The organism is Nitratireductor sp. J20-h4 (genome assembly GCF_056780505.1).
Genome location: NZ_CM165557.1, coordinates 2857373 through 2870429, shown reverse-complemented (window position 1 = coordinate 2870429; position 13057 = coordinate 2857373). Strand labels below are relative to the sequence as shown.

At 65.0% G+C, this 13057-nt stretch carries 14 protein-coding genes; 8 read left to right on the top strand and 6 right to left on the bottom strand.

The features are described from left to right. Window positions 1-9: 9 nt before the first annotated feature. The 3 genes from ACT2B0_RS13940 to aceA form a co-directional block, all read right to left on the bottom strand. Entirely contained in the window at window positions 10-414 is a 405-nt protein-coding gene (locus ACT2B0_RS13940; RefSeq protein WP_473458432.1) for a response regulator, read from the bottom strand. Window positions 415-671: 257 nt separating this feature from the next. After that, window positions 672-911, bottom strand: coding sequence for an SMc00767 family acetate metabolism repressor (locus ACT2B0_RS13935; RefSeq protein ID WP_106570745.1), 240 nt, complete (start codon window positions 909-911; stop codon window positions 672-674). Between the two features lie 79 nt (window positions 912-990). Beyond that, entirely contained in the window at window positions 991-2280 is a 1290-nt protein-coding gene (gene aceA, locus ACT2B0_RS13930) for an isocitrate lyase (RefSeq protein ID WP_473458430.1), read from the bottom strand. A gap of 247 nt (window positions 2281-2527) precedes the next feature. Between aceA and ACT2B0_RS13925 the strand changes: the two genes are divergently transcribed. Continuing rightward, a complete protein-coding gene (locus ACT2B0_RS13925; RefSeq protein WP_473458428.1) occupies window positions 2528-3976 on the top strand; it encodes a helix-turn-helix domain-containing protein in 1449 nt (482 codons plus the stop codon). Between the two features lie 57 nt (window positions 3977-4033). Here ACT2B0_RS13925 and ACT2B0_RS13920 read toward each other — a convergent pair whose 3' ends face one another. Next, on the bottom strand, window positions 4034-4975 hold the full coding sequence (locus ACT2B0_RS13920) for a LysR family transcriptional regulator (RefSeq protein WP_348513340.1): 942 nt from the start codon (window positions 4973-4975) through the stop codon (window positions 4034-4036). A gap of 221 nt (window positions 4976-5196) precedes the next feature. Between ACT2B0_RS13920 and ACT2B0_RS13915 the strand changes: the two genes are divergently transcribed. Continuing rightward, entirely contained in the window at window positions 5197-5604 is a 408-nt protein-coding gene (locus ACT2B0_RS13915) for a hypothetical protein (protein WP_473458426.1), read from the top strand. Between the two features lie 15 nt (window positions 5605-5619). On the opposite strand, the gene ACT2B0_RS13910 is transcribed toward ACT2B0_RS13915, so the two are convergent. Continuing rightward, window positions 5620-6597 carry an NADPH:quinone reductase gene (locus tag ACT2B0_RS13910; RefSeq protein WP_473458424.1) on the bottom strand — a complete coding sequence of 326 codons (978 nt, stop codon included), beginning with the start codon at window positions 6595-6597 and terminating at the stop codon, window positions 5620-5622. A 95-nt stretch (window positions 6598-6692) separates the two neighbouring features. On the opposite strand from ACT2B0_RS13910, the gene ACT2B0_RS13905 reads away from it, so the two are divergent. From ACT2B0_RS13905 to ACT2B0_RS13880, 6 genes are all read left to right on the top strand, one after another. Further along, window positions 6693-6977, top strand: coding sequence for an acylphosphatase (locus ACT2B0_RS13905; RefSeq protein ID WP_348513343.1), 285 nt, complete (start codon window positions 6693-6695; stop codon window positions 6975-6977). A 278-nt stretch (window positions 6978-7255) separates the two neighbouring features. Next, entirely contained in the window at window positions 7256-8566 is a 1311-nt protein-coding gene (locus ACT2B0_RS13900) for a glutamine synthetase family protein (RefSeq protein ID WP_473466002.1), read from the top strand. A gap of 118 nt (window positions 8567-8684) precedes the next feature. Then, window positions 8685-9779, top strand: a complete 1095-nt coding sequence (locus tag ACT2B0_RS13895) for a polyamine ABC transporter substrate-binding protein (RefSeq protein WP_473458422.1) — start codon at window positions 8685-8687, stop codon at window positions 9777-9779. A gap of 60 nt (window positions 9780-9839) precedes the next feature. Further along, window positions 9840-10982 carry an ABC transporter ATP-binding protein gene (locus tag ACT2B0_RS13890; RefSeq protein WP_106570738.1) on the top strand — a complete coding sequence of 381 codons (1143 nt, stop codon included), beginning with the start codon at window positions 9840-9842 and terminating at the stop codon, window positions 10980-10982. Window positions 10983-10991: 9 nt separating this feature from the next. Beyond that, entirely contained in the window at window positions 10992-11903 is a 912-nt protein-coding gene (locus ACT2B0_RS13885) for an ABC transporter permease subunit (RefSeq protein WP_473458420.1), read from the top strand. Continuing rightward, the gene (locus tag ACT2B0_RS13880) at window positions 11900-12766 is read left to right on the top strand and encodes an ABC transporter permease (RefSeq protein WP_473458418.1); all 867 of its coding nucleotides are present in this window, start codon (window positions 11900-11902) and stop codon (window positions 12764-12766) included. Before ACT2B0_RS13885 ends, ACT2B0_RS13880 begins: the two co-directional genes overlap by 4 nt. On the opposite strand, the gene ACT2B0_RS13875 is transcribed toward ACT2B0_RS13880, so the two are convergent. Continuing rightward, window positions 12763-13005: a DUF6460 domain-containing protein gene (locus ACT2B0_RS13875; protein WP_106570735.1), complete on the bottom strand. Its 243-nt coding sequence runs from the start codon at window positions 13003-13005 to the stop codon at window positions 12763-12765. The two genes, ACT2B0_RS13880 and ACT2B0_RS13875, sit on opposite strands and share 4 nt — an antisense overlap. Between the last annotated feature and the right edge of the window lie 52 nt (window positions 13006-13057).

The window sequence follows — 13057 nt, the reverse complement described above, 5'->3', positions numbered from 1 at the left end:
TCGGCGCGTTCAGCCATAGTCGCCATTGCGCGCCCGCACCGCCTCGATCGCCGGCTGGAGCCGGTCGACGGTGATCGGGCGGGCAACGACGATGTCGACGACGGGCGCGCCGTTCGGGCCATGGGTCGGGTCGGTCGTCGCCGACAGCAAGATGACGCCCGGCAAGGCGCGATCGTGGGTCGCGCGTTGCGCGCCAAGCCGCTCGAACAGCGCACCGCCTGCCGGGTCGTCGGCAGGCAGGTCGAGAATGACGATCGAGGGCAGGTCGGTTTCCAGCACGTGAGCGGCCAGTTCAGGTAGGGCCGTCCGTGCCCTCAACCCGGCGCGCTCGACGATCCGCGAAACCACGACGCCGTTGATCGTTGATCGGCCGATCACCAGGACCGCTGGGGCCTTGTTCGCGCTGCATGCCATGCTGCCGCTTCCGTCGTTTCAGCCGTCCGCGCGGATTCGCGTCGCCGCCGACGGCAATGGCGGAGATTCAATGTAGGGTTGTATTTCCGATGGTCAGTTTCATAAAGAAAAAGCGAGCCGTTAAGCAAGGCCTTTCTTGCCTGCTCCAGTAATTTTCCCTGAAAAGACACAAAAGACGAAGCCGCGCATCCCGGGGCGCGCGGCTTCGTCGTTCTCGGTGCGGTGTGGCGGCGCATGGCCCGCGCCGCGCCGGGGTCTCAGCCCTGTCCCTGGGTGACGATCACGGGAATCAGCAGGTCGCCCCAGTTGCCGGCGCCGCCGTGATGACGCGCGGAGCGGACGAGTTCCACCGAAACGCCGGCCTCGACGGCTTTCATAACCGACTGGTTCAGCCGGTGGAGGTCGTTGGCCACCATGCGGATCGCCGCCTGCTGGTCGGTGTTCATGCTGGACGCCTGTTCTTCGGCGCGTTCCTTAACCCGTGTTCTCGGCGCCATCTGCGCTCTCCTTTGTGTCCTGGCCTCGTTTGCCGGGCGGCTTTGCGGGTCTGACCGCAAGAGCCTTTGTTGTTGTGGCCTATTCGGCGGCCGGCTTGAACTGCGCCTGTTCGGTCGAGTCCCGCATCGCCGTCGTCGACGACTGGCCGCCGGTGATGGCCATCGATACCGCGTCGAAATAGCCGGTGCCGACCTCGCGCTGATGCTTGGTGGCGGTGTAGCCATTCGCCTCCGCGGCGAACTCGGCTTCCTGCAGCTTTGAATAGGCGGCCATCTGGTGGTCCCGGTAGCCGCGGGCGAGCTCGAACATGCCGAAATTGAGCTGATGGAAACCGGCCAGTGTGATGAACTGGAACTTGTAACCCATAGCCCCCAGCTCGCGCTGGAACTTGGCGATCGTGGCGTCGTCCAGGTTCTTCTTCCAGTTGAAGGACGGCGAGCAATTGTAGGCCAGCAGCTTGTCGGGGTGGTGTTTGCGCACGCCCTCGGCAAAGCGCCTGGCCTGATCCAGATCCGGCTTGGAGGTCTCGCACCAGATCAAATCGGTATAGGGCGCGTAGGCGACGGCGCGCGCGATGCACGGTTCGAGCCCGTTCTTGACCTTGTAGAAACCCTCGACCGTGCGGCCCTCGTCATAGTTCACGAAAGGCCGGTCACGCTCGTCGATGTCGGAGGTCAAGAGCGTGGCCGCTTCGGCGTCGGTGCGCGCGACCACCAGGGTCGGCACGCCCATCACGTCGGCGGCGAGGCGTGCCGCGTTCAGATTGCGGATATGGGCCGCGGTCGGGATCAGGACCTTGCCGCCGAGATGGCCGCATTTCTTTTCCGAGGCAAGCTGGTCCTCGTAGTGGACGCCGGCCGCGCCCGCCTCGATATAGGCCTTCATCAGTTCGAAGGAATTGAGCGGTCCGCCAAAACCGGCCTCGGCGTCGGCGACGATCGGCGCAAACCAGGTCTCAACCGACAGGCCGTTGCCTTCCGCCGTCTCGATCTGGTCGGCGCGCTGCAGGGTCTTGTTGATGCGCTTGGCCAGTTCCGGGCCGGCATTGGCCGGGTAGAGCGACTGGTCCGGATACATGGCCGAGGCCGTGTTGGCGTCGGCGGCGACCTGCCATCCGGACAGATAGATCGCCTTCAGCCCGGCGCGCACCATCTGCATGGCCTGATTGCCGGAGAGCGCGCCGAGCGCGTTGACGAAATCGTCCTCGTGGATCAGCTTCCATAGCCGGTTGGCCCCCATTTCGGCCAGCGAATAGCGGATCTGGGCCGAACCGCGCAGCTTCTTGACGTCTTCGGGGGAATAGGGCCGCTCGATACCGTCATAACGGCCTTCGGGCGCGGACGGGACGAGGTTGTAAAAATCAGTCATGACAAATCTCCTGCCGACGATTGGCGTTGCGTCGAAGGCGGTTTTGGGAGGTCGGCGCCGCATTCGCATGTGACTTAATTTACATTGCAGCGCAAAACGCACCAGAAAATCATTGAATTATCAGTCGAAAATCGAGAAAATCTGTCTTGCGTTTGACAGGTCGGGTTCGTAAAATTGTCAAGATTGTAAAAGGTGCTTGTGACACGCGATCGTGTCGGATCTGTAAAATCGTTACAAAAGGCATCGCATGGCGGAACAGAAGATCTTTGCCGGGCCGCGTATCCGGCGCATCCGCAACGCCAAGGGGTTGACCCAGACGGCGATGGCGAGCGGGCTCGGCATTTCGCCGTCCTATCTCAATCTGATCGAGCGCAATCAGCGCCCGCTCACCGTGCAGCTTATCCTCAAGCTGGCCTCGGTCTACAAGGTCGAACCGGAAGAGCTGCAGGCCGGCGCCGGCGGTTCGATCGCGGCGTTGCGCGAGGTGTTCGCGGACCCGCTGTTGTCGGACGAGTTGCCCGGAGAACAGGAGCTTGTGGAAATCGCCGAGGCGGCGCCGAACGTGTCGGCCGCCGTCGTCAAGCTCTACCGGGCCTATCGCGAACAGGCCGGCCGGCTTTCGGACCTGTCGGAATTGCTGGCGCGCGAAGGGCACGCGACGGCGCTGTCGGCCGCGCGGCTGCCGATCGACGAGGTTCACGAGGTCTTCGAGCGCCGGGCGAACCATTTTGCGCGGATCGAGGAGGAGGCGGAGGCGTTTCTGGCCGTGCTCGACCCCGGCGACGACTTGGCCGGCGCGCTGAAGGCATGGCTCAGGCGCGAGCACGGCATCGGCGTGCGCGTGCTGCCGGTGGCGACCATGCCCAACTGGCGCCGGCGCTACGACCGGCATTCGCAGCGCCTGTTCATCTCGGAGCGCCTGTCGCCCTTCGACCAGTTGCGGGAGATCGCGATGGAGGCGTGCGCGATGCGCATGAGCGTGGCGATCGGCGCGGAAACCGAGGCGCTGAAACTGTCCGGCGACGAGGCGAGGCGGCTGGCCCGTTTCGAACTCGGGCGCTACGCCGCGCATGCGGTGATGATGCCCTATGCCGCGTTCCAGTCGGCGGCGGTGCGCGCGCGCTACGACATCGACGTGCTGAAATCGCGGTTCGGGGTTTCCTTCGAGCAGGCGGCGAACCGGCTGACCATGCTGCAGCGGCCGGGTGCCGCCGGCGTGCCGTTCTTCATGCTGGAGGTCGACAATGCCGGCCATCGCTTCCGCAAGGCGGGCGCGCAGGGTTTTCCGCAAAGCCGCTTCGGCGGCGGCTGTCCGAAGCTGCCGGTTCACGCCGCCTTCGAGCAGCCGGGGCGCATTCTGGTCGAAGCGGTCGAGATGCCGGACGGAGCGGAGTTCCTGACGATCGCGCGCACGCTGGAAGGCCCGCAGGGCGCGTTCAACGAACGGCCGCGCCGCACGGCGCTGCTGCTCGGCTGCGATATCGGCTTTCGCGAGGAGATCGTCTATTCGGCCGCGCTGCCGGCGGCCGCGCCGGCAAGTGCGGGCAAACCCGGCGATGTCGCGGCCATTCCGGTCGGGCCCGCCTGCCGGCTGTGCGAGCGAAACGGATGCCTGGCCCGCGCCGAGCCGCCGGTGACGCGCCCGCTCGGGCTCGACGAGATGGTGACCGGGCTTTCGGCGTTCGATTTTCGCTGAGCACCGCTCGGGTCCGCGACGCGGTTACGGGCCGCGTTCCGGCCGGTGTGGGGGGCGTCAGACCGGCTGTTCCGATATCGTGCCGACGATATCCACGATCTGTTCGCGCAGCCAGCAATGGGCCGGGTGCCGGTCATGGCGCCTGTGCCAGTAAAGGCGCAGTTCCTGGGCGGGGATGTCGACCGACAGGGGGTGGATCGCGAGATCCAGGTGGTCGGCGACCGCCTCGGCCATCTGGCGCGGCAGGGCGGCGATCAGGTCGCTGCGGGCGACGGCGACGGCGACGCTGTGAAAATGCGGCAGGGCCAGCATCACGCGACGGCTCATGCCGATTTCGGCCAGCGCGTCGTCCACCATGCCCGTCATCGTTCCGTCGACGGAGCGCAGCGCGTGCGGCAAGCGGCAAAAAAGCGCCAACGGCAGCACGTCGCCCGGTTCGATGCCCGCCCTGCCGATCTCGGGATGGTCACGCGCGGCAACCGTCACGAAGCTCGATAGCAGCACCGGCCGGCTCGACACCCAGTCGGGCATCTCCATGCGCCGCTCCAGCGCCGCGTCGATGGCATTGTCGCGCAACAGCCGCTCGACTTCGCCGGTCGCGCTCTCCAGAAGCCGCAGCGCAACGCCGGGCGCGTGCGCCGCGATCCGGGCAAACAGCGGCGGCATCGTCAGCGAGGAAAAGAAATCGGCGCCGTAAAGCGTGAAAAGCCGCTCGGCGCTCGACGGTTCGAAGCAGGCGTCGCCGGCAAGCGCCTGCTCGATCTGCGCCAGCGCGTCGCGCACCGCGTCGGCCAGCGTTTCGGCGAACGGGGTGGGGACCATGTCGTTGCCCCGGCGCACGAACAGCTCGTCCTTGAGCGCATGGCGCAGGCGGGCGAGCGCGTTGCTGACGGCAGGCTGGCTCAGGCCGATCGTCTGGCCGGCGCGGGTGGCGCTGCGCTCGCGCATCAGCGCATCGAAGACGCGCAGGAGATTGAGGTCGAAGGATGCAAAATTCATATTCGTGATGCACCCCATATCAACATTCAATTTCCAGCCCGCGGCCGCCGAGGGCTATCGTTTGCCGTGCACCTATGGGGCGCAGACAGGGAGCGGTGCGGCCGATGGTCGAGAAACGGTACAGAGCGGTTTGCCGCCGTGCAACACGCGGTGGCCGCCTGCGGCACGCCCCGACCATGCACGCGCCGATGAGACCCGCTTTTAAACCACAGGATTGAACCATGACCGCATCTTCCGTGAGTTTTCCCGCCGCCGTGCTGATGGGTGTCTTCGGGATTGGCTGGGGCATCTATATGGCCATGACACACGACCACACGACCATGCCGGCTCACGCCCATCTCAATCTGCTTGGCTGGGTGTCGCTTTTCCTGATCGGCGTGTTCTACCGGCTGCATCCGGTGCTCGACCGCAGCCGCGCGGCTTTGTTGCAGGTCGGCGTCTGGATCGTCGCCACCGCGGTCATGGTCGGCGGCATCACGCTGATCATGAACGAGAGCCCGATCGGCGAGCCGGTCGCGGCGGTTTCGTCGATCGTCATCTTGGCCGACATGCTGTTTTTCGGCTGGCTGGTGATCGGCAATCGGCCGGCCCAAAGCGGCAGCGCGGACATGCCTGTCGCGGCTGAATAGAAGCGAGCGGCGCGATCATCCGATCGACAGGACGACATTGCCGGTAGTGCCGCCGCTTTCGACCGCCTCGTGCGCGGCGGCGGCTTCTTCCAGCGTAAAGGTTGCGCCGATCGCGTGACGCAGTTCGCCGGCCGCCAGCATGCGGGTCAATTCGCCGATGATCCTTCTTCTGACGTCGGCGGGCAGTTCGTAGACGACGAACACCTGCAGCGTCAGGCTATTCCACAGCATGGCGGGAAACGAAACCGGGATCTTGGCGGCGAGATTGGAGCCATAGCAGACAAGCTTGCCGTGGGCGGCCAACACGCCATGCGGCAGCAGGGCGGCGGTCGACGACAGGTCCATGTCGACGATGCCGTCGGCGCCCCTTCCATCCGTCAGCTCTTGCACCCGCGCCGCGACGTTTTCGGTGCGGTAGTCGATCACCGCGTCGGCGCCGGCATCGAGCGCATGATCGCGGCGGGCAGCGGAGGCGGTGCCGATGACACGGGCGCCGCGGCGTTTGGCGATCTGCACGGCGTAGTGGCCGACGGCGTTGGCCGCGCCGGTGACCAGCAGCGTGCGCCCGGCGACCGCGCCATGCAGGTCGATGGCGCGCAGGGCCGTGAGCGCGGGAATGCCGAGGCAGGCGCCGACGGAAAAGTCGATCGTGTCGGGCAGGGGGACGGCCTGATTGTGAGGCAGGGCGATGAACTCCGCCGCGGTGCCGAACGGCCGTTTCCACTGTCCGTTCCAGATCCACACGCGCTCGCCCGCCCGGCTTGGCGCCACACCCTCGCCGACCGCCTCGATCACGCCGGCGCCGTCGGAATGGGGAACGATGCGCGGGGCGACCAGCGGCCGGCCGGCCCGGCTCTTGACGTCGGACGGGTTGACGCCTGACGCGGCGAGCCGCACCAGCACCTCGCCCTGCCCGGGTTCCGGCTTCTCCATCTCGCCGACGACCAGCACATCGCGCGCCGCGCCGTTCTTCTCGTACCAGACCGCTTTCACGCCTGTTCTCCGATCCTGTCCCTGTCCGCGTCGCGCATGCTTGCGCCAGCGGCAAACAGCCTCCACACTTCGGCGGTGAAGCACAAGAGGGCGCCATGAGCGACAAGCACAAGGCCGTGGTGGCGCGGATAACGGGGCGGGTACAGGGCGTTGGCTATCGCGCCTGGGCCCGGGCCGAGGCCCAGGCTCTCGGCCTGTCGGGCTGGGTGCGCAACGAGGCCGACGGTTCGGTCACGGCATTGATTGCGGGAACAGCGGAAAGCCTCGATGCGATGCTGGCGCGGCTGCACGAGGGGCCGCGCCATGCGGCGGTGGCGCGCGTTCAGGTCGAGGATGCCGATCCCGGCCGCATGGACGGCGATTTTGTGATTTCGGGCTGAGGCGCCGGTCTGCGCGCGATTGGGGATTGGCGCCGGCCGGGCGCCCGAGCGCGGCAAACGGCGATTGACAAATTCGCAGCCGCGCTGGCAGCTTAGGCGATTAGCAACAGCCATACAGGCCAATCTTGCCCCTTTCCATATCCGGTACGGCTCCCGCCGGTTCCAAGGCAGAGCCAGTCAAGGCCGCGACGGCCACCCAATCGCGTTCCGCCGCGCGTGCTCCCGATGACGGCGAAGGGTTCGCCTCGGCCGAGCACGAGGCCGAGTATCGCGCTTTCGTGGAAAAGCATCCCGATCTCGAAGCGGTCGAATTCCTGCTGGTCGATCCCAACGGCGTCATGCGCGGCAAGTGGGCGCCGGGCGATGCCTTGAAAAAAGCCTATCTCGCCGGGGTGAATTTTCCCATGTCGCTGCACGGGCTCGACGTGTGGGGGCGCGAGGTCAACGAGACCGGGCTGCATATCGAAACCGGCGACAAGGACGGCTATTGCCGGGCCACGCGCGGCACGCTGTCGATCGTGCCCTGGGCCAAGCGCAAGACCGCGCAGGTGCTGTTGCAGACCTTCACGCCGGAGGGCGAACCCTTCCTGGCCGATCCGCGCCAGGTGCTGAAGAAGAAGATCGCCGAGGTCAACGAGAAGGGGTTTTTCCCTGTCGTCGCCTTCGAGCTCGAATTCTACCTGCTCGATCCCGAAACCGACTGGGACGACGGCATGCCGGCTCCGGTCGGTGCCACCGCCGGGCCCGACCGGTTGCGGATGTACGGGCTCGACGATTTGGCCGAGCACGCCGACCTGTTCGACATGATCCGCGACGCCGCGCAGGAGATGGACCTGCCGATCGACACGATCATCAAGGAGGCCGCGCCCGGCCAGTTCGAGGTCAATCTCAAACATCGCGCCGACCCGCTGAAGGCGGCCGACGACGTCATCCTGCTGCGTCGCATCGTGATTGGCTGCGCGCGCGCACACGGGCTCACCGCCACCTTCATGGCCAAACCCTTCCTGGAATATGCCGGCAACGGCATGCATGTGCATGCCTCCATGCTCGACCGCGACGAGCGCAACATCTTTGGCGGGGAGGGCGGCCGGGCGCGGCTGGAGTCGGCGGTGGCCGGCCTGCTGAAGACCATGCCGGAATCGCTGCTTTTGTTTATCAATACCTGGAACGGGTTCCGCCGCATTACGCCGGGCTCCTATGCGCCGACGCGGGCGGTCTGGGCGGAGAACAACCGCTCGGTGGCGTTGCGCATTCCCGTTTCCAACGAGGACAATCGCCGGGTCGAGCACCGCATCGCCGGCGCCGACGCCAATCCCTACCTGGTGCTGGCGGCCCTGCTCCAGGGCATGACGGAGGGCATCGAGGGCGGTCTCGTGCCGCCGCCGCCGGTGGAAGGCAACGCCTATGACGATGACGGGCTGTTTTTGCCCGACGACATGGACGACGCCCTGCAGTTGATGGAAAAAAGCGCCTTTGTCGACCGCGCCCTCGGCCCGCTTCTGGCCAAGGTCTACAAGGATCTCAAGCGCGCCGAAATCCTTGCCTTCTGGGGGGAGATCACGCCGCTGGAGCGCACAACCTATCTTTGATCGGCGGCGAAATTTCCCGCTTGTCGCGGTGAAATTTCGTCAATAGGCTTTGAGCAAAACCGGCTCGATAAAAAAACAAGCCAGGGCCGGCAGGGGATCAGACAGAGGAGACGTTTTCATGTCACGCAGCATCGCGTTGCTCGCCGCCACCTCGCTTGCGGCCATCCTGTCCTTCGGCGCGGCCGCCCAGGAGCGGACCGTCAACGTCTACAACTGGTCCGATTATATCGACGAGTCGATCCTGGAGGACTTCACCAAGGAAACCGGCATCAAGGTCGTCTACGACGTCTTCGATTCCAACGAAATCCTGGAGACCAAGCTGCTCGCCGGCGGAACCGGCTACGACGTGGTGGTGCCGACGGGCACGTTTCTGGCCCGGCAGATCCAGGCCGGCGTGTTCCAGAAGCTCGACAAGTCGAAGCTGCCGAACCTGTCCAACATGTGGGACATGATCGCGGACAGGACGCAAAAATACGATCCCGACAATGCCTATTCGATCAATTACATGTGGGGCACCACCGGCATCGGCTACAATGTCAAGAAGGTGCAGGACACGCTCGGCATCGAGCGCATCGACAGCTGGGACGTGGTGTTCAAGCCCGAGATGATCGGCAAACTCGCCGAATGTGGGGTCCACATGCTCGACGCGCCCGCCGAGATGGTGCCGGCGGCGCTGAAATATCTCGGTCTGGAGCCGACCAGCACCGACGCCGATGACCTGGCCAAGGCGGAGGAGCTGTTTCTGTCGATCCGCCCGAGCATCCGCAAATTCCACTCCTCCGAATATATCAACGCGCTCGCCAACGGCGATATCTGCATGGCGATCGGCTGGTCGGGCGATATCTTCCAGGCGCGCGACCGCGCCGCGGAGGCCGATCAGGGCGTGGTGGTCGACTATGCGATCCCCAAACAGGGCGCGCAGATGTGGTTCGATCAGATGGCGATCCCGGCCGACGCCAACAACAGCGCGGAAGCGCATGAGTTCCTCAACTACATCATGCGTCCCGAAGTGATCGCCAAGGCGTCGAATTATGTCTACTACGCCAACGGCAACAAGGCTTCGCAGGAGCTGCTGGAGGAGGACGTGATCGGCGATCCGGCGGTCTATCCCGACGACGAGACGCTGGCCAATCTCTATACGACCATGCCTTACGATTCGAAGGAACAGCGGCGCATCACCCGCCTGTGGACCCGGGTCGTCACCGGACAATAATCCGCTCACGGCCCCGGTGCCGGGCACCGGGGCCGCAGGGCCTGGTCCGGCGGGGGCATCATGAAGTCACTCGGCAGCATACGCAGAAGTTTCGCGCCCTGGGCCGACGCCTCGGCCAAGCCCTATATCTCGTTCGACAACATCACCAAGAAATTCGGCGACTTCACCGCCGTCGATTCACTGTCGCTGGATATTTACGAGCGCGAATTCTTTGCGCTTCTGGGCGCGTCGGGCTGCGGCAAGTCGACCCTGTTGCGCATGCTGGCCGGCTTCGAAGCGCCGACCTCCGGCCGCATCCTGCTCGACGGGCAGGATCTTGCCGGCATTCCGCCCTATCGCCGGCCGGTCAACATGATGTTCCAGTCCTACGCGCTGTTTCCCCATATGAGCGTCGAGCAGAACATCGCCTTCGGCCTGAAACAGGACGGCATGGCGAAAGCCGATATCGAAAAGCGGGTCGGCGAAATGCTCAAGCTGGTCAAGCTCGAACAGTTTGCCAAACGCAAGCCGCACCAGCTCTCGGGCGGCCAGCGCCAGCGCGTGGCGCTGGCGCGCTCGGTGGCCAAGCGCCCCAAGGTTCTGCTGCTCGACGAGCCGCTGGGCGCGCTCGACAAGAAACTGCGCGAGGAAACGCAGTTCGAGCTGGTCGACCTGCAGTACGATCTCGGCCTGACCTTCATCGTCGTCACCCACGACCAGGAGGAGGCGATGACCATGGCCGACCGCATCGCCATTCTCGACAAGGGCGAGGTGGTGCAGGTGGCCACGCCGGCCGAGATCTACGAGGCGCCCGGTTCGCGCTTCGTGGCCGATTTCGTCGGCACGGTGAATCTGATCGAGGGCGAGCTGAAGGGACGCGAAAACGGCGTCGCGCGGATCGAGGACGGCCAGGGGCTGACGATCCTGGCCGAGGATGCCGGGGACGCGGCGCCCGGCAACCGGGTCTGGTTCGCCATCCGGCCGGAAAAGATCAAGGTGAGCGCGGCCAAGCCGGACAAGACCGACAGCAACGCGGCCGAGGGCGAGATCTACGACATCGCCTATCTCGGCGATATGACCATCTTTCACATCCGGCTCGACGACGGCCGCATCGTCAAGGCGAGCACCATGAACAGCGCCCGCGTTTCGCAGGAACTGCTGACCTGGCACGACCGGGCGTGGATATCCTTCAGGCCCGATGCCGGTGTGGTGCTGACGCGCTAGGAGATGTCGATGAAACGCCTAGCCACCGCCGTCGCGAGCCGCCTGGTCATCCTCATCCCCTATCTGTGGCTGCTGGTCTTCTTCCTGGTCCCGTTCCTGATCGTCTTCAAGATCTCGCTTTCGGGCACGGTGATCGCGATGCCGCCCTACACGCCGGTCTTTTCGTTTTCCGACGGCGTATCGGGTTTTTTCGCCAATCTGGCGCAACTCGGCATCGACAATTACCTTTGGCTGACGGAGGACGCGCTCTACGTCAACGCCTATATTTCCAGCATCGTGATCGCGGCTGTGTCGACCGCGATCACGCTGCTGGTCGGCTTTCCGATCGCCTACGGCATGGCACGGGCGCCGGCCGCACTCAGGCCGACGCTTTTGATGCTCGTCATCCTGCCGTTCTGGACCAGTTTTCTGATCAGGGTCTACGCCTGGATCGGCATCTTGAAACCGGAGGGCCTGCTCAACCAGTTCCTGCTGTGGATCGGGGTCATCGACGAACCGCTGATCATCCTCAACACCCACACGGCGATCTTCATCGGCATCGTCTATTCCTACCTGCCCTTCATGGTGCTGCCGCTCTATGCGTCGCTGGAAAAGATGGACTACTCGCTGATCGAGGCGGCGCAGGACCTCGGCTGCCCGCCGATCGCGGCGTTCTGGAAGATCACCTTTCCGCTGGCGATACCCGGCGTGGTGGCCGGCTGTCTCCTGGTCTTCATCCCGGCCGTGGGCGAATTCGTCATCCCCGATCTTCTCGGCGGATCGCGCACGTTGATGATCGGCAAGACGCTGTGGAGCGAATTCTTCAACAATCGCGACTGGCCGGTCTCATCGGCGGTGGCGGTGGTGCTGCTTTTGATCCTGGTGGTGCCGATCATGTATTTCCAGCAGGTGCAGGCGCGCGCGCAGGAGCAGGACCGATGACGGGGTCTTGGACACGGTTCAACATCGTCTCGATCGTCGCCGGATTTGCGTTTCTGTATCTGCCGATCGTGCTTCTGGTCGTCTATTCCTTCAACGAATCCAAGCTAGTCACGGTCTGGGCCGGATTCTCGACCAGATGGTATTTCGAGCTGTTCAACAATCGCGGGCTGCTCGACGCGGCCTGGGTGACGGCGCGGGTCGCGCTCGTTTCGGCCACGGTCGCCACCGTGCTCGGCACGCTGGCGGCGCTGGCGCTGACGCGCTACACCCGGTTTCGCGGGCGGGTGCTGTTTTCCGGCATGGTGTTCGCGCCGCTGGTGATGCCGGAGGTGATCACCGGGCTGTCACTGCTTCTGCTTTTCGTGGCGATCGGTTTCGATCGCGGTTTCATGACCGTGACGCTCGCCCACATCACCTTTTCCATGTGTTTCGTCGCGGTGGTGGTGCAATCGCGGCTGTTGACGTTCGACCGCTCGCTGGAGGAGGCGGCGATGGATCTCGGCGCGCCGCCGGTCAAGACCTTCTTCGCCATTACCCTGCCGGTGATCATGCCGGCCATCGTATCGGGCTGGATGCTGGCCTTTACCCTGTCGCTCGACGATCTGGTGATTGCGAGCTTCACCTCCGGGCCGGGGGCGACGACCTTGCCGATGAAGATCTACAGTCAGGTCCGCCTCGGCGTGACGCCGGAAATCAACGCGGTCTGCACCATCCTGATCGCCATCGTCACGGTCGGCGTGGTCGCCGCCTCGCTTGTCAACAAGCGCCGCGAAGTGCAGCGGCAGCGCGACGCGCAGGCCGCGATGCGGTTGTCGTCGCCCCGGCCGGTGTGCAGGCCGCGGCAAGGGATCAAAGGAGCCTAGCTGCGCGGCGGGCGCAGCAGATAGATGACGAGCCAGATCGGCACGATCACCATCGAGCCCAAGACGATGTTGGGGATCGCCCAGGCAACGCCGCGCTCGATCAGCGCGAGCACGGATTCGGGCGTCAGGCCAAGATCGGCGAGGATGTCGGCGGCGGTGATGTCGAAAGCCGAAAGCCCCGCCCCGGTGATCAGCGAGACGAGCGCGATCTTGAACAGGCCGGACAGCAAGCGAAACACATTTTCCCCCGCGCGTGACACCGGCGCTCCCGCGCACCGGTCGTCGCGGCAG